Here is a 17,577-nt window from a genome sequence, read left to right as displayed (position 1 = left end):
ATGAATCGTTTATTTTCCGTTGTGGCCATCGGCCTGTTTGCCGCCTTTGCCTTTTTCCTCTCGTTCTTTACGGTTGACGAGCGCTATCACGCTGTAGTGTTCCAGTTCTCGGAAGCCAAGCGCATCATCAGCAAGCCAGGTATCTACTTCAAGGTGCCGTTCCTGCAGGAGGTCCGCCGTTTCGACAAACGCATCCAGACCATCGACGAATCCAGTCCGGCACGGATCCAGACCGTCGAGAAGATGAATGTGCTGGCTGACAGCTATATCAAATGGCAGATCGCTGATGTGGAGAAATACTACAAGGCCGTTGGCCAGGTCGAAGGCAAGGCCACTGATCGTTTGCGCACCACAGTGAACAACATGCTGCGAGACGAGTTTGGCAAGCGCACTGTGCAGGATGTGATTTCCGGCAAACGCGAGGAAGTGATGCGGCAAGTACGCAAGGTGGCTGATGCGGACGCCGAGCGAATTGGTGTGCGCATTGTCGATGTGCGGCTCAAGCGCGTAGAGCTGGAAACCGGTACGCTGAATTCGGTATACGAGCGCATGCAGTCCGAACGCAAGACAGAAGCCAACCGGCTGCGTGCCGAGGGGGCCGCCCAGGCTGACCAGATTCGGGCCGATGCCGACAAGCAGCGCGAAGTGGTTCTTGCCGATGCCTACAACAAGGCACAGCAGATGAAGGGTGACGGCGACGCCAAGGCTGCGGCAATTTACGCGGCCGCGTACGGCAAAAATCCGGAGTTCTATGCCTTTTACAAGAGCATGGATGCGTACCGCGAAAGCTTCAACAAGAAGAGCGACGTCATGGTGCTTGACCCGAGCTCGGAATTCTTCAAGTACATGAAGAATCCCCGCGCCGGTGGCGGCAAGTGAGTGACACGCTCTGGCTGGCAGTCGGGCTGATGCTGGTCTTCGAAGGGATTCTGCCCTTTTCGATGCCGGCGGCCTGGCGGGCCACCATGCTCAATCTGGCGCGTCTTTCGGACCGGCAGATCCGGCTGGTTGGCTTCTGTGGACTGCTGGCCGGGCTGGCGGTGGTGCTGCTGGCGAGCTGACTGAGGTAGAATAGTGTTTCAGCCCGCGCCATGTCGTGCGCGGGCATTTTTCTGTGCTCCGAACATGCGAAACTGGATCCTTCCCGAATACATCTCCGACGTGCTGCCTTCCGAGGCGCGCCAGATCGAGGCCATGCGCCGCAATCTGCTCGACCTGTTTGCCCGCTACGGCTATGAGCTGGTGCAGCCACCGCTGGTGGAGTACGTCGAATCCCTGTTTACCCAGGACGACCGGGCGCTGGATCTGAAAACCTTCAAGCTGGTTGATGAACTGACCGGGCGCCAGATGGGCCTGCGTGCCGATATCACCCCGCAGGTGGCGCGGATTGATGCGCATCTGCTCAACCGTCAGGGGGCCACGCGCCTGTGCTACGCCGGCTCGGTGGTGACCACTCGCCCTGATGGCATTCTGGCTACGCGCGAGCCGCGCCAGATCGGCGCGGAGCTCTACGGGGTGCCTGGAATTGCCGCGGACGTTGAAATCATCGAGTTGATGGTGGAAAGTCTGTCGCTGGCTGGTGTCAAGGATATTCGCCTGGAAATCGGGCATATCGGTCTGTTCCTGGCGCTGGCTGACGCAGCCGGACTGCAGGGAGAGTTGCGCGAGCAGGTGTTCGTGGCATTGCAGCAGAAAGATCTGCCGGGTCTGATCGAATTGACGGCGGCATTGCCGCAGGATGCCGCACAGGGGCTGCAGGCATTGGCCCGCTGTTATGGTGGCAGCGATGTGCTGGCGAAGGCACGTGCCGCGCTGCCCGCATTGCCGGCTGTCAGCGCTGCGCTGGATACCCTGGTGGCTCTGCAATCGGCCTTGCAGGTGCGTGGCATTGCCGTTGGTTTTGACCTTTCCGAGCTGCACAGCAGCTATTACCACACGGGGCTGGTGTTCAACGCCTACACGCCGGGGTTTGCCAATGCCGTCGCAAGGGGCGGGCGTTATGATTCGGTGGGCGAAAAATTCGGCCGTTCGCGTCCTGCCACCGGTTTCAGTCTTGATGTGCGCGCGCTGACCCAGTTGCCCTTCCCGCAGGGTAAACCGGGTATTCTGGCGCCGCAGGGGGATGAGGCTGGGCTGGTTGCGGCCATTCGCGCGCTGCGTGCCGCTGGCGAAACGGTTATTGTCGATCTCGGTGTGGTGGATGGGGAAGTGGCCTATGATCGACGTCTGGCCGAGCAGGGCGGGCAATGGCAGGTTGTAGCGGCCTGATGAAAGGCTGAATCGTTACGCCTGAGGATTAGCGGAAAACCCTAACAGCAGGTATGATTGCATTTTTACGGCACGGGAACGCCCGCGAGGAGCGTTCCCGTGCCTTGTCTTGTGTAGTGTGCATGTGTTGCAACTGAAACGGCATCGAGGTTTTGAATGAGCAGAAACGTCGTCGTGATCGGCACCCAATGGGGCGATGAGGGCAAGGGCAAGATTGTTGACTGGCTGACCGATCACGCCCAGGGTGTGGTTCGCTTCCAGGGTGGCCACAATGCGGGTCACACGCTGGTGGTTGGAGGCAAGAAGACCGTTCTGCGCCTGATCCCGTCCGGTATCCTGCATGCAGGCAAGGCCTGCTTTATCGGTAACGGCGTGGTGATTTCGCCGGAAGCACTGCTGAAGGAAATCGACGAACTGGATGCTGCCGGCATCGATGTTGCCAGCCGTCTGCGTATCGCCGAATCCTGCCCGCTGATCCTGCCGTACCACATTGCACTGGACCAGGCGCGCGAAGCCGCCAAGGGCGACAAGAAGATCGGTACCACCGGACGCGGCATCGGCCCGGCCTATGAAGACAAGATCGCACGCCGCTCGATTCGCCTGCAGGACATCTACCATCCGGAGCGTTTTGCCGCCAAGCTGCTGGAAAACCTCGAGTGGTACAACTTCCAGCTGGTCAATTATTTCAAGGTCGAGCCGGTTGATTTCCAGAAGGTCTATGACGAGACCCTCAAGCACGCCGAACGCATCCGTCCGATGCTGGCTGATGTTTCGCGCACGCTCTACGACATGAACAAGGCAGGCAAGCCGCTGCTGTTCGAAGGTGCGCAAGGTACGCTGCTCGACATCGATCACGGCACTTATCCGTTTGTGACCTCCAGCAACTGTGTGGCCGGTGCCGCAGCGCCCGGCGCCGGTGTGGCGCCGCAGATGCTGCAGTATGTGCTGGGTATCGTGAAGGCCTATACCACCCGCGTGGGTTCCGGCCCGTTCCCGACCGAGTTGTTCGATGATGTCGGTGCTGGTCTGGCCAAGCGCGGCAATGAATTCGGTTCGGTAACCGGTCGTCCGCGTCGCTGTGGCTGGTTCGATGCCGCTGCGCTGAAGCGCTCGATCCAGATCAACGGTGTTTCCGGTCTGTGCGTGACTAAGCTCGACGTGATGGACGGCATCGAAACCATCGAACTGTGCACCGGCTATATGCTCGATGGCGAGAAGATCGACATCCTGCCGGTCGGCGCCGAGCAGATCGCCCGCTGCACGCCGGTCTACGAATCGATGCCGGGCTGGAGCGAATCCACCTTCGGCGTGAAGAAGTGGGAAGACCTGCCGGAAAACGCCCGCAAGTATCTGGAACGCATTGCCGAAGTTTGCGAAGCCCCGATCGATATCGTGTCGACCGGCCCGGATCGCGAAGAAACCATCGTGCTGCGTCACCCTTACGGCTGCTAAGCACTTCCGGTCTGCAACAAAAAACCCGCTTCGGCGGGTTTTTTGTTGGTTGTCGCCCCCTTTATTTGATGGGGTAGATATGAGTTTATATGGGTATGTGCCTGTAATTCATTGAAATCAATGTCTAGGTAAAGATACTGATTTGGGTATTTGCATGGTGTGGCAATCTGATCATCGTTGCGCGCCCCACATTTCTCTCTCGTGCCGATTGCGTTAAGCTCGGCACCTTTACCATGGATGATGGATTCCAGCATGCGTCTGAGCCTGTTCGTCTCGTTTGTGTTTGCCGCTGCGCCGCTCCTGGCGGCGCAGGCGACCACGCCAGTAGTCAAACCCGTCCATGTGGTCTGCACGACCAGCAAGGGTGATCTGGATATTCTGGTTCAGCCCGCCTGGGCGCCACAGGGGGCGGCCCGTTTTTTGCAGCTGGTCGAGCAAGGCTTTTATCAGGATGTGCCACTGTTTCGCTGTGTGAACAACTTTCTCTGCCAGTTCGGTGTCGTGCCACTGAAGGCGGGGGCGCGCAACTATGCCGCAATACCCGATGATCCGGTGAAAAGGGAGCTGCTGCCCTTCAAGCGAGGTTATCTGAGTTTTGCAGGCAGTGGTCCTAATAGCCGCAGCAACCATGCCTTCATTACGCTGGGCGAGAAGGTCGAGAGCCTGGGTACACAACCCTGGGAAGCACCGTTTGCGGTGATTACCGAGCCATCGCTGAGCAAGGTGTTGCCCCAGCTGACAACCCGGTATGGTGACATGCCGCCCTGGGGCAAGGGGCCGGATCCGCAGCGTATTGCGGCACCAGATGGCGCGGCTTATCTCAAGGCCGGTTTCCCGCAGCTGGATTACATCCGCAGCTGCAAGCGCAAATGAATGGGATTGCATAGACAAAACCCGCCGGATGGCGGGTTTTGGATGTATGTGCCTGAATGCCTTGCTTGGTGAGGCGTGGCGGGCTATACCTTCACTTTTTGAGCAGATCGCGAATTTCGCGCAGCAGTGCGATGTCTTCCGGAGTCGCTGCAGGCTCCGCCGGTGCCGGTGCTTCTTCACGCTTTAGCTTGTTCATCGCCTTTACCACCAGGAAGATGGCAAACGCCACAATAATGAAGCTGATCAGGGTATTGATGAACATGCCGATGTTCATGGTGACTGCGCCCGCATCCTGCGCAGCCTTCAGCGTGGCGTAGGGGCCGGCGACCTTGCCATCGGCCAGTGTGACAAACAGGTTGGCAAAATCGACCTTGCCGATGATGAAACCCAGCGGCGGCATGATCACGTCCTTGACCAGCGAATCAACGATCTTGCCGAAGGCCGCACCGATGACTACACCGACCGCGAGATCGATGACATTGCCGCGCATGGCGAATTCACGAAACTCCTTGAACATCCGCTTTACTCTCCATAGAACAGGGATGCCGGCAAAAAGCTTGCCGAGCGTTTATAAAGGCGAAGTACACCAGCATTGCCATAACTTGGCAAGTCACCGTCAGAGATTCGCGCACCGGAGTAAATCATGAGTCTGAGTCATTACAAGATCATTGCCCCGACATGCCACCGCATGCTGGCCAATCTGTCGGCCATTCTGGCCAGCGCGGAAGCTTGGGCAATCGAGCGCAAGATCGAGCCGCAGGTGCTGCTACAAAGCCGGCTGGCGCCGGACATGTATCCGCTGCTGCGCCAGGTGCAGATCGTTTCCGATGTCAGCAAGGGAGCACTGGCGCGGCTGGCAGGGCAGCAGGCACCGAGCTTTGCCGATGAGGAAACGACGTTTGCGGAACTGCAGCAGCGTATCACCCGCACGCAATCCTATATCGAGAGCCTGCGTCCGGATGACTTGGCGCAGGCTGGCGAGCAGCACATCACTCTGCCCTGGCTACCCGATTCTCCCTTGCAGGGAGACTTCTACCTGCTGCATTTTGCCCTGCCCAATCTGTACTTCCATGTGAGCATGGCATATGCGATTTTGCGGCATAACGGGGTGCCCCTGGGGAAGGCGGATTACCTGGGTAATTTGCATCACTGATGGGTATGTTCGGTAGTGAGCTTATTCATAGGGCTTACGGGCTCATACCTATGTATTGTTTAGCCGGCCATGGTCAAGTCGCAGGATGCGGTCACAGCGCGCTGCCAACTCGTTATCGTGAGTCACGATGACGATGCCGCTGCCGCATTCGCGTGACAGTTGCAATAGCAGGGCGAACACGCCCTCGGCCGTGTCGCGATCAAGATTGCCGGTTGGCTCATCGGCCAGGATGCAAGCAGGTTGCGTCACGAGTGCCCGGGCAATGGCTGCGCGCTGACGCTCGCCCCCGGAGAGCTCGCCCGGCTTGTGATGCGAACGGGCTCCGAGTCCCACTTTGTCCAGCATGGCAACGGCTTGTGCGAGGGCCGCCTTGCGGGGCTCGCGCCGGATGATCAGGGGCATGGCCACATTTTCCGCGGCCGTGAATTCCGGCAGCAGGTGGTGGAACTGGTAGACAAAACCCAGGTTGCGGTTTCGCAGCTCGCCGCGGCGGCGGGCGTCCAGTACAAACGGATTTTGTCCCAGCAGGCTGACGCTGCCACTGTCAGGGGTGTCAAGTGCGCCGAGGCAATGCAGCAGGGTGGACTTTCCCGAGCCGGAGGCGCCGACAATCGCGACGATTTCGCCGCGCCGCAGGGAAAAATCCACCGCATGCAAGACGGGTGTTTCCAGCTTGCCGCTACGGTAGGTGCGGCCAAGGCTGCTGGCGGCGAGGATGATGTCGTCGGGCTTACTCATAGCGCAGGGCCTCGGCCGGATTGATGCGGGCGGCACGCCAGCTCGGGTAGAGCGTGGCAAACAGTGCCAGCAGCAAGGAAATGATGGCGATGCTGCTAACGTCGGACGGGATGACCCGTGATGGCAGTTCGGTAATCAGGTACACATCCGGCGAGAGAATGCGCGTGCCCAGCAGGCGTTCGATAAAGGGCACGATGGTGCCGATGTTCAGTGCGACCACTACACCGCCGATCACGCCAGCGGCGGTTCCCATGAAGCCGGAAATGGCTCCCTGGATCATGAAAATGCGCATGATGCTGCCCGGTGAGGCGCCGAGTGTGCGCAGAATGGCGATATCGGCCTGCTTGTCGGTGACCAGCATGACCAGTGTCGACACCAGATTGAATGCCGCGACGGCCACGATCAGCGTGAGGATGATGAACATCATGCGCTTTTCGATTTCAACTGCGCGGAAATACGTTGGATTTTCGTGCGTCCAGTCGTTGACGTAGAGATTGGGCAGGCCAGCGTTGATTTTCGGCGCCAATTGGCGTGCCAGCATGATGTCGGACAGTTTGACGTGCACGCCGCTCACGGCGTCACCCAGTCGGAAGAGGCGCTGGGCATCCTGCAGATTCAACAGGCCAAGACTCGAATCGTACGGGTAATAATCCGCCTTGAAGACGCCAACGACCTTGAACTGCTTGAGCCGGGGGATCATCCCGGCGGGAGTGACTTGACCCTGGGGCGTGATCAGGGTGATCTTGTCGCCCAGATTGACGCCCAGCTCGCGTGCCATTTCCCAGCCAATGACGATGTTGAATTCACCCGGCCGCAGGTCTGCCAGCGAGCCGATGGCCATTTTTTGCGGGATTTCGCTGACTGAACCTTCGTGTTGCGGATCGATGCCGCGGATCAGCGTGCCCTTGACCTGCTCACCGCTGGTCAGTAGTCCCTGACCGAGCACGAAGGGAGCGGTGCCGATCACTTCGTTTTGTTTGCTGGCGACGTCGGCGGCATGTTCCCAGTCATGTAACTGGCCTTCGGGGGAGCTGATCGTGACATGTGCCGTCATGCCGAGAATGCGGTTGCGGACTTCCTGCTGGAAACCGTTCATGACGGACAGCACGATGATCAGCGCGGCGACGCCGAGCGCGATGCCCAAGATGGAGACCAGCGAGATGAAGGAAATGAAGCCGTTGCGGCGTTTGGCGCGCGTGTAGCGCAAGCCCAGCAGAAATTCGAACATGGCAGGCCGTCGGGTTGGCGAGGGCGCAGTTTACCATTGTGCTGCGGTGCAGCGGTGTGAGAAATGCCGCAGCAGCAGGCCTTGCGGTGAGCTACAGCCCGAGCAGAGTCTGCTCGCGGCTTGATGGCGTGGCGTGCATCAGACCCTGTTCGACCAGCTCATCGAGCAAAAACGCAAAATCGGTGCCGCCGCTGCCATTAGGAGTCGATGTAAACACATCGGTGCCTGCGCCGATGGCTTCGATGATGTCGATGTTCTCGTGAATGCGCGTCTGCAGAACTTCGCCGGGATAATGCCGATTGAGCTGCTGCAGGATTTTCTGCGAGGTCGGCGCATTGGGCTGGTAGCGGTTGAGCAGGTAGCGGCGAGGTACCCGAGGCTGGAATTTTTCCAGACCTGCCAGCGTATTGTCGAGCAGGTGCGCGCCGTTGAGTGCCAGATACTCGGCCGCAACCGGAATCAATACCATGTCAGCCGCAAGCAGTGCCGAAAAAGCCAGTACCCCCAGCATCGGGCTGCAATCGATGATGATAGGTATGTCGCTGCCAGCCAGCATTTCGGCTTCCAGTGCCAGCTTGAGCCGCCAGAGATTATCGCGATGGCGGCTGACCATGGCATCCACGCGGGAGAGTTCGATGTGCGAAGGGATGAAATGCACATGGCGATCCAGCGGGCGCGCCAGATCAAGCAGCTGGCAGCTGCCCTGATAGAAGCGGTAGATGGATTCATTGGCCTTGGCTTGCGGCCGCCAGACCGAGGTCAGGTGCGCCTGTGGATCCAGGTCGATCACGATCGTTTCAACGCCATTGCGGGCCAGAGCTGCGGCCAGATGCACCGCGATGGTGGTTTTTCCGACCCCGCCTTTCTGGTTGAAAACGGCAATGACGCTCATGACCGGCTCCACGATTGCGACAAACCGCCACCTTAGAGCAAAGCGCGTATCCCGGCCAGCACTGCGTGCATCCGGGCGACAAGGATGCAACCGCGATGCCGGGCGGGCGACCATGGCAGCTTCCCGTTTTTGCGCTGCTTCGGTATCATGCGCCAGCGTCAGACACGCCTTCGTCCGGAGGCGGCGGATGCATCTTGGGCAGGCCTCATAGTTAAATGGATATAACAAGCCCCTCCTAAGGGCTAGTTACAGGTTCGATTCCTGTTGGGGCCGCCATCCTCGCCTGCTTTTTCTCTACCCTTGTCCCGGCGCAACGGCATGTAAGGTGACGCTCCCCGGCTTTGCCGCGGCTTGGCTCCATGCATTACAATGCCCGTTTTGCCAAAGGGAGATTTCCAATGACCAGTCCAGCCGATCTGGCCCAGCTGCTTGCTGCCGTGCCCGGAGTCGTTCTGCGTTCCTCGGACGAGTTGTATCCGGGACGTGGGGCAGGACTGCCCGTACTGGAAATCCAGAATGCCCACGGGCGCGCTGTCCTTGCCCTGCAGGGGGCGCATCTGCTGTCCTTCGTGCCGCAGGGCGGGCGTGACCTGCTCTGGCTGTCGCCGCTGGCCAAATTCAATCCCGGCAAAGCGATCCGCGGCGGCATTCCACTGTGCCTGCCATGGTTTGGTGGCCATCCAGACAAGAGTCGCGGGCTGCCGGCGCACGGTTTCGCGCGCACCAGCGACTGGCAACTGGAAAGTGCCGAGGTACTCGCCGACGGCCGCCATCAGCTGGTGCTCGGCCTGAAGGATACCTTGCTGACCCGCGAGATGTGGCCGCATCATTTCCATTTCCGCTTTGCCATCACCGTCGGCAGCGAGCTGACCGTGATGCTGGAGGCGGAACATCAGGGGCATGTGCCGGTCGAATTTACCGCTGCCATGCATAGCTACTTTGCCGTGCCGAATGTGGCCGAATGCGTGATCGAGGGGCTGGCTGGCTGCGAACAGATCAATACCCTGGGTGGCATCACCCGCCTGCATAATGAAGGCGATGTGGTCATCCGCGATGTTCATGATTCGGTTTATCTTGATGTACCGGCGGTACAGATCATCCGCACGCCCTCAGGGCAAACCCGTATCGATAGTGACACGCGCAGCGCGATTGTCTGGAATCCGGGGACCAATGCCCTCAAGGGCGGTGATATCGGTCCCGCGTATACCGGCTTTGTCTGTGTTGAGCGGGGCGATGCGTTCGATAATGCCATCACCCTGAAGCCGGGTGAGGTATATCGCGCGAACATGACTATTTCCGGATGATTCCGGCTGGTACGTGCTAATGTATATGCGCCCGGCGAGTCCGGGCGTTTTCACGGGAAAAGCCATGCAATACCGAGATTTGCGCGATTTCATGAAGGGGTTGGAGCAGCAGGGCGAATTGCGCCGGCTGAGTGTGCCGGTATCGCCCCGCCTGGAAATGACCGAACTGTGCGATCGCGTCCTGCGCGCACAAGGGCCGGCGATCCTGTTTGAAAATGTGCCCGGGTACCGCATGCCGGTACTGGGCAATCTGTTTGGTACTCCCAGACGTGTTGCGTTGGGAATGGGCGCGCAGGACACCTCGGCGTTGCGCGAGATCGGCAAGACGCTGGCGTATCTGAAAGAGCCCGAGCCGCCCAAAGGCTTGCGCGATGCCTGGGACAAATTGCCGCTGCTGAAGCAGGTGCTGTCCATGTCGCCGAAAGAAATCGGCAAGGGACAGGTGCAGCAGAATGTGCTGGAAGGCAGCGAGGTTGATCTGGGCACGATTCCGGTGCAGCACTGCTGGCCCGGTGATGTGGCCCCGCTGATTACCTGGGGGCTGGTGGTCACGCGCGGGCCGGGCAAGAAGCGCCAGAATCTCGGCATCTACCGGCAGCAGGTGATCGCAAAAAATCAGGTGATCATGCGCTGGCTGGCGCATCGGGGCGGCGCGCTGGATTTTCGCGAACATGCCGCACAAAATCCGGGCCAGCCATTCCCGATTGCCGTGGTGCTGGGCTGTGATCCGGCTACGATCCTCGGCGCTGTTACGCCGGTGCCGGACACGCTGTCCGAATACCAGTTCGCCGGCCTCCTGCGTGGCAGCAAGACCGAGTTGACCCGCTGCATCGGCAGCGATCTGCAGGTGCCGGCCACTGCAGAAATCGTGCTCGAAGGCGCCATCAAGCCCTGCGAGCCGGGGTTCAGTGGTGTTTCAGAGCATGGCGTCCCCATCAAGGAAATCAATGGTTACCTGCATGCGCTGGAGGGGCCGTACGGGGATCACACTGGTTACTACAACGAACAGGACTGGTTTCCGGTGTTCGAAATCGACTGCATCACGCATCGCGACAATCCGGTCTATCACAGCACCTATACCGGCAAGCCGCCTGATGAGCCGGCGATGCTGGGGGTGGCACTGAATGAAGTTTTCGTGCCGATCCTGCAAAAGCAGTTCCCGGAAATCACCGATTTCTATCTGCCGCCCGAAGGCTGCAGCTACCGGATGGCGATCGTTTCGATCAAGAAGCAATACCCCGGTCACGCCAAGCGCGTGCTCTTCGGTGTGTGGTCCTTCCTGCGTCAGTTCATGTACACCAAGTACATTGTGGTGGTGGATGACGATGTCGATGCGCGCAGCTGGCAGGAGGTCATCTGGGCAATCACCACGCGCATGGATCCGGTGCGCGACACAGTGCTGGTGGAAAACACGCCGATTGATTATCTCGATTTTGCTTCGCCCATCAGCGGCCTGGGCGGCAAGATGGGGCTGGATGCCACCAACAAGTGGCCGGGTGAAACCAATCGCGAATGGGGCCGGGTGATCGAACGCGATGGCGCTGCCGTGGCACGCATCGATGCGCTGCTGGCTGAAATCGATCCTGCCAGCCTGGGTCTTGGCCGATGAGTTTCGGTTTGCTGCTTGAGCTCGCCGAGCGCCGCATCGAGGCGGCGCGCGATGCAGGGGAGTTCGATAATCTGCCCGGCATGGGGCAGCCCTTGCCACAAGAAGCGATTGACCCACTGCTGCCCGAGCATCAGCGCATTGCTTATCGCCCACTGAAAAACGCGGGCTATATCCCGCCCGAGATCGAGCAGCACCGTGAAGCGGTCGAAATCAGCCTACAACTGGTAACGGCCTGTGCCGACTGCCGCCCGGCACTGCTGGCGCGGCTGGCCCGCATCAATCTGTTCCTGCTGCAGCAGGGGCACGCTGCCTTGCGGGTCGAGTACTATGGCTCGCAATTGGCGCAGCGTTTTGCGCAGCCCACCAGTGCAGGTGCTATATCGTAGTAAGCCCAGTGGCTGGCGCGGCTTGCCGTGTGCCAGTATCCCCAACATAACCTCATCCGAGTGAGCCCATGATTTCCAGTTCCCGCGAATTTCAGTTCACCCAGGCCGATTTCGAAAAAGTCCGCAAGATGATCTACGACTACGCGGGTATCGCGCTGGCACCGTCCAAGCAGGATATGGTGTACGGCCGGCTGGCCAAGCGCTTGCGTGCGTTGAATCTGCAGACCTTCAACGACTATCTGCGGGTGCTGGAGCGTGGCGACAGCAAGGAATTCGAGCTGTTCACCAACTCGCTGACCACCAACCTCACTTCGTTTTTTCGCGAGGCGCATCATTTCCCGATTCTGGCCGAGCATCTGCGCAAGCAGCGCTCAGCCCTGGGTGGGCTCAATGTCTGGTGTTCGGCATCCAGCACGGGCGAGGAGCCCTATACGATTGCGATGACCGCTTGCGAGGCCTTCGATACGCTGCGCCCGCCGGTGAAGATTGTCGCAACCGATTTGGATACCAATGTACTCGAGGTGGCCAAGAACGGGATCTACAACGCCGAGGAAGTGCAGAAAATCGGTGCGGCGCGTGTCAGTCGTTTCTTTGACAAGCAGGCCGATGGCCGAACCTACCGCGTCAAGCAGGAACTGCGCGACATGATCGTGTTTCGCAAGCTGAATCTGATCGAGGCTTCCTGGCTGGTGCGCGGCCCGTTTGATGCGATTTTCTGCCGCAACGTGATGATCTACTTCGACAAGCCGACCCAGCTCAAAATCCTGCAGCGCTTTGCTCCGCTGATGAAGCCGGACGGTTTGCTGTTTGTCGGGCATTCGGAAAACCTGTATCACGCGGCAGATTACTTCCGCCTCCAGGGCAAGACGGTGTACGAACTGGCTGGGGCGCCGTCGACAGGGGGAGCCCCGCTGCGCAGTTACTAGTTTTCGGGTGCGACCAGCCCTGCAGCTGGCCGCGCTCTTGGCTAGAGACCGATCCAGCGCATCTTGAATTCGCGACCTTTCATCTTGCTGCGTTCCAGCTGGCGGAATACCTTGTCGGCCACGCTGCGATCAATGGCTACAAAACTCTGCTGGTCAAATACCGCGATCTTGCCAACTTGCTGTCCGCTCAGTCCGCCATCGCCGGTGAGCGCGCCCAGAATATCGCCCGGGCGCAGCTTGTCCTTTTTGCCGCCGGCAATGTTCAGTGTTTTCATCGGAGGCAGCAACGGGGCGCCATCCGGGTCGTTGAGGCTATCGCGCTCGTACCAGCGCACCGGGCCGCCCTGATATTCCTCGATGAAGCGCACCCATTTTTTTTCCTGTGGACTGGCGATACTGACCGCCATGCCTTTCTCGCCGGCACGGCCCGTGCGGCCGATCCGGTGGATGTGAATTTCCGTATCCTTGGCGATGTCCACATTGATCACCAGATCGATGCCGGAGATATCCAGCCCGCGTGCGGCGACGTCGGTCGCGACCAGTACACTGATGCTGCGGTTGGCAAACTGTACCAGTGTTGCATCACGATCCCGCTGTTCCAGTTCACCATACAGTGGCAGGGCATAGAAGCCGGCATCCTGCAGCTGCTCGACCAGTTCGCGGCAATGGATCTTGGTATTGCAGAACGCCAGTGCCGACACTGGGCGGTAATGCCGCAGCAGTTCGGCGACCACCTCATTGCGTGATTCGTGTTCGCAGGCATAAAAGCGCTGCTCGATCAGCTTGCTGGTATGCTGGCTTTCCACCTTGATTTCCAGCGGGCTGCGCAGGAAGGGTGATGCAATCTTGCGGATGCTGTCCGGATAAGTGGCCGAAAACAGCAGCGTCTGGCGAAAGCGCGGACAGGCCCGCACGATGCGCGTGATATCGTCGACAAAGCCCATGTCCACCATGCGGTCGGCCTCATCCAAGACCAGCGTGCTGATGCGCGACAGGTCGAGCGTTTCCCGGTAGAGGTGATCCTGGATGCGCCCCGGGGTGCCAACAACAATATGCGCTCCGTGTTCAAGCGAACCGATCTGCGGCCCCATTGGGACGCCACCGCACAGCGTCACGATCTTCACATTGTCGATGTGGCGTGCCAGCCGGCGTAGCTCATTGGCAACCTGGTCGGCCAGTTCGCGCGTCGGGCACAGCACCAGTGCCTGAATGCCGAAAAAGCGCGGATTCAGCTTGTGCAGAATCGGAATGCCAAACGTCGCGGTTTTGCCGCTGCCCGTCTTGGCCTGGGCGATCAGATCCCGGCCATCCAGCGCATCCGGTAGCGCCGCTGCCTGGATTGCTGTCATTTCCCGGTAGCCAAGGCTATCCAGATTGCCCAGAAAATCGGCAGAGAGATTGAGCGAAGCAAAGCGGGATGTCGTCACGTGTCGGTACCTCGGTATGGGCTGTTATTGTAGCCGAATCGGCGCCCGCCAGTGTGTGCGACGACGCGATGAGGGTGGTGGGTATGTGCCAGGTTGCTATGTTTTCAATCGACTATACGGCTATACGTACGCATGTATTGTTTCCTCTGATCCCCGTCGACATTTCACGGCTGATTGCGACAGCAGATTGACGGCTTCCGCCTATAAAAAGTAAAGCAGCGTTAATGCCGGCTTGGCCGGCGGGCAAGGTCAAGGTGCAGCACATTGTTTCTGGTCGCCGGGCTTTCCGGCTCGCCTGGCAGCAGGTTCTTGAGGAGCAAGCGCCAATATGCAGCCATGAAGGCTGCGAATTGCTGGCGCTTGAACAACTTGGGCAGGAGCAGTTGCTCGTGCTGGATGCCCGCATGCCCGCTGTCGTGTTGGAGCGCTGGGTGGCACTGCTGGCGCGGCGCTGCCGGATGTTGCTCGCCGGACGCCGATTCAGCGAGCAGGAGGAGCTCCACTGGCTGGGCTGTGGCATTCTGGCCTGTTGTGATCCTGCCCTGAAAGTGGAGGACTGCCGCCGCATCATCGCGGTGGTCTCACAAGGGGGATTCTGGCTTTCAGCCCGGGCCTGGCCACTGTTCATGCAGCATCTACAACAGCGCAGCGAGGCGATGGCTACACCAACTGCAGGCGCCTTGCAAACCTTGACCGGTCGCGAACGCGACGTAGCGCAACTGGTGGCTGATGGCTCGAGCAACAAGCAGATTGCCCGTGCCCTGAATATTACCGATCGCACGGTCAAAACCCATCTGACAGCCGTCTTCAGCAAACTCGGGGTGGCAGATCGCCTGCAGCTGGCTTTGCTCTTGCACCAGCAGCAATCGACCAACGGTCAGGCCGCGCAGGATTCCTAGTACCTAAGTACGAGGGGGGGCTGACCGCAACAGCCTAAATTGAGCCTGAAGCATTCCTATATCCAATCGGGATAGTTGATTTCCTCTATGGAGGTGCATCATGGCCAGGCAAAGCGGGGTATCCACCCAAACCATCAAGGGCAGCGCGACTGCGCAAGGTATCGGTACGGTCAAGGCGGTGACGGGTGAAGTCACTGCTGTGGATAGTGCCGGTGTGGTTCGGCAACTCAAGGCCGGTGATACCGTTTTCCAGAACGAGACCATCCAGACGCAGGACGGCAGCGTCAGTATTGCCTTTCAGAATGGCCAGCATCTCGATCTGGGGCGCAATAGCAGCATGCTGCTGGACTTCGACGTCTTCAAACCTGCAGATGAATTGGCTGCGGCTCCGGCAGATCGGGCTGCCGAGGTCAGTGATGCTGAAAAAATCCAGCAATTGATTGCTCAGGGCGTCGACCCGACCCAAATTACCGAAGCAACCGCAGCTGGGCCGACAGGGGCCGGTGGCGGGGGGGATGACGGCGGTGGCAGCATCGTGGTTGTCGCCTTCAATGATACCCAGCGTACTTTGAGTAGCGGATTTGATACGGGTGGCATCAATGTCAACCTGCTTGACCCGATTGCCAATTCCGATCCCGGAACACCACCGGCAGTCAACCAGCCACCCGATGCTGTGGATGATGGCACGATTCCGGATGCGATCAATGATGCCCTGATTACTCGTGAAAACACGCCGCTGACTATTGATCCAGCCGTCTTGCTGGCCAATGACACCGATCCGGAAGGTGACCCGCTGACCATCATCAGTGTGCAGGGCGCAGTCAATGGCACTGTAGCCCTAATCGACGGCAAGGTAGTGTTTACACCGGATGAGGGTTTCAACGGCAGCGGCAGCTTTACCTACACCATTACCGACGGAAAAGGCGGGGTTGATACCGCAACGGTGAAGATTGGCGTGACGCCTGTGGATCCTCCCGTTGTCGATTTCTTAGACAGCAACGGAGAGGCGGCAGGCAACAATACCATCGTTGAAAATGCCCAGGCTGGAGTGACCGGCAATATTCTGCTGCAGGCTGATGGTGGTATTGCCAGTGTCACTCTGACCGGAAGTGAAGGCAGCATTACCCTAACACTTGCACAGCTGCTGAATCTTGGCGGCTCACCTGCCGAATTTGTGACCGAACACGGGACACTCATTCTCACCGGCTTTGACAGCCAGACCGGGACCTTGAGTTATGAGTTTGTCGTCAATCCCGGCGGTCAGGATCATAGCAATGGAGCCTTGAGTGACAGCATCAGTATTTCCTTGACGGATCAACTGGGTCAGACAGGTACGGATACGGGATCGATCAATATTCTGGATACGGTACCGCAAGCCATCGATGACGCTGTCAAGTTAAGCGAAGATGGCTATGGGGAAGAAAGCGAGTCCATTGGCGCATCAGGCAATGTGCTTGATAACGACCTCAACGGTGCCGACGACCCCAAGAGCTTTATCAGCTGGAACGGCAGCGGCACGGTGGTTGCCCCGGCCGGGTTGTCGACGGTGCTGGCCGACTACGGCACCTTGCAGCTCAACGCCAATGGCAGCTACAGCTTCGTGCTGGCCAATGACAGTGCCGCCGTCCAGCGACTGACGACGGGTGACACGGTCACCCTCACGGTGGGCTACACCATGCAGGATGCCGACGGCGACCCGTCCAGCGCCCAGCTGGTGATCAGCATCCAGGGTGCCAATGACGGGGTCAGCATCACCGGCCTGTCGGGCGAAGGTGCCGAAGAAACCGTCTATGAAGCCAATCTGGCCGACGGGCGCAGCCCGGATGCCGGAGCGCTCACGCAGACCGGCAGCTTCAGCGTCAGCACCCCGGATGGCTTTGCAGGCCTGTGGATCGGCAGCAAGCAGGTGGTCAATGCCGATGGCACCCTGGCCACGGATCACAGCGTCAGCTCGGCACTGGGCACGCTGACGGTGACGGGCTACAGCAACGGCACGGTCAGCTACAGCTATACGCTGGTCAATGACGCAAACCACCCCACGGGCGACGGCAGCAACAGCATGCTGGACAGCTTTGCGGTGAAGGTGATGGACCGTGACGGCGACAGTCAGACCGCCTCGCTGGATGTGAAGGTGGTGGACGACCTGCCACAAGCGGTCAACGACACCCCGAGCGTCCGCGAAGACGGTGCGACCCAGTCGCTCAGTGCCTCTGTGCTGAGCAATGACCTCAACGGCGCCGACGACCCCAAGAGCTTTGTCAGCTGGGACGGCAGCGGCACGGTGGTTGCCCCGGCCGGGTTGTCGACGGTGCTGACTGACTACGGCACCTTGCAGCTCAACGCCAATGGCAGCTACAGCTTCGTGCTGGCCAATGACAGTGCCGCCGTCCAGCGACTGACGACGGGTGACACGGTCACCCTC

18 protein-coding genes and 1 tRNA gene are annotated in these 17,577 nt (G+C 59.5%); 13 read left to right on the top strand and 6 right to left on the bottom strand.

What is annotated here, in order from left to right; translation table 11 throughout:
• From hflC to INR99_RS09510, 4 genes are all read left to right on the top strand, one after another.
• Complete coding sequence (gene hflC, locus INR99_RS09525; protein WP_194116120.1) at positions 1 to 879, top strand: protease modulator HflC; 879 nt, start codon at positions 1 to 3, stop codon at positions 877 to 879.
• The gene (locus INR99_RS09520) at positions 876 to 1,061 is read left to right on the top strand and encodes a DUF2065 domain-containing protein (RefSeq protein ID WP_194116119.1); all 186 of its coding nucleotides are present in this window, start codon (positions 876 to 878) and stop codon (positions 1,059 to 1,061) included. Before hflC ends, INR99_RS09520 begins: the two co-directional genes overlap by 4 nt.
• Before the next feature lie 64 nt (positions 1,062 to 1,125).
• Positions 1,126 to 2,268, top strand: coding sequence for an ATP phosphoribosyltransferase regulatory subunit (locus INR99_RS09515; RefSeq protein ID WP_194116118.1), 1,143 nt, complete (start codon positions 1,126 to 1,128; stop codon positions 2,266 to 2,268).
• 156 nt (positions 2,269 to 2,424) lie between these two features.
• Positions 2,425 to 3,720 (top strand): adenylosuccinate synthase, encoded by a 1,296-nt coding sequence (locus INR99_RS09510; protein WP_194116117.1) that lies wholly within the window; start codon positions 2,425 to 2,427, stop codon positions 3,718 to 3,720.
• On the opposite strand, the gene INR99_RS09505 is transcribed toward INR99_RS09510, so the two are convergent.
• Positions 3,717 to 3,974, bottom strand: coding sequence for a hypothetical protein (locus INR99_RS09505; protein WP_194116116.1), 258 nt, complete (start codon positions 3,972 to 3,974; stop codon positions 3,717 to 3,719). The genes INR99_RS09510 and INR99_RS09505 overlap by 4 nt on opposite strands.
• Between INR99_RS09505 and INR99_RS09500 the strand changes: the two genes are divergently transcribed.
• Positions 3,973 to 4,593 (top strand): peptidylprolyl isomerase, encoded by a 621-nt coding sequence (locus INR99_RS09500; RefSeq protein WP_194116115.1) that lies wholly within the window; start codon positions 3,973 to 3,975, stop codon positions 4,591 to 4,593. The genes INR99_RS09505 and INR99_RS09500 overlap by 2 nt on opposite strands.
• Positions 4,594 to 4,684: 91 nt before the next feature.
• On the opposite strand, the gene mscL is transcribed toward INR99_RS09500, so the two are convergent.
• Complete coding sequence (gene mscL, locus INR99_RS09495) at positions 4,685 to 5,110, bottom strand: large conductance mechanosensitive channel protein MscL (RefSeq protein WP_194116114.1); 426 nt, start codon at positions 5,108 to 5,110, stop codon at positions 4,685 to 4,687.
• Positions 5,111 to 5,236: 126 nt separating this feature from the next.
• Between mscL and INR99_RS09490 the strand changes: the two genes are divergently transcribed.
• Positions 5,237 to 5,746 (top strand): DUF1993 domain-containing protein, encoded by a 510-nt coding sequence (locus tag INR99_RS09490; RefSeq protein WP_194116113.1) that lies wholly within the window; start codon positions 5,237 to 5,239, stop codon positions 5,744 to 5,746.
• A gap of 48 nt (positions 5,747 to 5,794) precedes the next feature.
• Here INR99_RS09490 and INR99_RS09485 read toward each other — a convergent pair whose 3' ends face one another.
• From INR99_RS09485 to INR99_RS09475, 3 genes are all read right to left on the bottom strand, one after another.
• Positions 5,795 to 6,484, bottom strand: coding sequence for an ABC transporter ATP-binding protein (locus tag INR99_RS09485; protein WP_194116112.1), 690 nt, complete (start codon positions 6,482 to 6,484; stop codon positions 5,795 to 5,797).
• Positions 6,477 to 7,712: a lipoprotein-releasing ABC transporter permease subunit gene (locus INR99_RS09480; RefSeq protein ID WP_194116111.1), complete on the bottom strand. Its 1,236-nt coding sequence runs from the start codon at positions 7,710 to 7,712 to the stop codon at positions 6,477 to 6,479. Before INR99_RS09480 ends, INR99_RS09485 begins: the two co-directional genes overlap by 8 nt.
• A 91-nt stretch (positions 7,713 to 7,803) precedes the next feature.
• Complete coding sequence (locus INR99_RS09475) at positions 7,804 to 8,604, bottom strand: ParA family protein (protein ID WP_194116110.1); 801 nt, start codon at positions 8,602 to 8,604, stop codon at positions 7,804 to 7,806.
• Between the two features lie 201 nt (positions 8,605 to 8,805).
• Here INR99_RS09475 and INR99_RS09470 point away from each other — a divergent pair.
• The 5 genes from INR99_RS09470 (at position 8,806) to INR99_RS09450 (ending at position 12,829) form a co-directional block, all read left to right on the top strand.
• Positions 8,806 to 8,880 (top strand) — tRNA-Arg (locus tag INR99_RS09470).
• Positions 8,881 to 9,002: 122 nt separating this feature from the next.
• Complete coding sequence (locus INR99_RS09465; protein WP_194116109.1) at positions 9,003 to 9,908, top strand: D-hexose-6-phosphate mutarotase; 906 nt, start codon at positions 9,003 to 9,005, stop codon at positions 9,906 to 9,908.
• 64 nt (positions 9,909 to 9,972) lie between these two features.
• On the top strand, positions 9,973 to 11,517 hold the full coding sequence (ubiD, locus tag INR99_RS09460; protein WP_194116108.1) for a 4-hydroxy-3-polyprenylbenzoate decarboxylase: 1,545 nt from the start codon (positions 9,973 to 9,975) through the stop codon (positions 11,515 to 11,517).
• Positions 11,514 to 11,903, top strand: coding sequence for a DnaJ family domain-containing protein (locus INR99_RS09455; protein ID WP_194116107.1), 390 nt, complete (start codon positions 11,514 to 11,516; stop codon positions 11,901 to 11,903). The genes ubiD and INR99_RS09455 overlap by 4 nt, the downstream gene beginning before the upstream one ends.
• Before the next feature lie 68 nt (positions 11,904 to 11,971).
• Complete coding sequence (locus INR99_RS09450; RefSeq protein ID WP_194116106.1) at positions 11,972 to 12,829, top strand: CheR family methyltransferase; 858 nt, start codon at positions 11,972 to 11,974, stop codon at positions 12,827 to 12,829.
• A 41-nt stretch (positions 12,830 to 12,870) separates the two neighbouring features.
• Here INR99_RS09450 and dbpA read toward each other — a convergent pair whose 3' ends face one another.
• Complete coding sequence (gene dbpA / locus INR99_RS09445; RefSeq protein WP_194116105.1) at positions 12,871 to 14,256, bottom strand: ATP-dependent RNA helicase DbpA; 1,386 nt, start codon at positions 14,254 to 14,256, stop codon at positions 12,871 to 12,873.
• Between the two features lie 224 nt (positions 14,257 to 14,480).
• Between dbpA and INR99_RS09440 the strand changes: the two genes are divergently transcribed.
• Complete coding sequence (locus INR99_RS09440; RefSeq protein ID WP_228098187.1) at positions 14,481 to 15,155, top strand: helix-turn-helix transcriptional regulator; 675 nt, start codon at positions 14,481 to 14,483, stop codon at positions 15,153 to 15,155.
• A gap of 100 nt (positions 15,156 to 15,255) precedes the next feature.
• On the top strand, positions 15,256 to 17,577 hold a 2,322-nt coding region (locus INR99_RS09435; RefSeq protein ID WP_194116104.1), incomplete at its 3' end, for a retention module-containing protein.

The organism is Chitinilyticum piscinae, from assembly GCF_015223195.1.
Classification (GTDB): Bacteria; Pseudomonadota; Gammaproteobacteria; order Burkholderiales; family Chitinibacteraceae; genus Chitinilyticum; species Chitinilyticum piscinae.
Note: the sequence above shows the minus strand (reverse complement) of the source record. Positions and strands in the feature narration are given on the sequence as shown.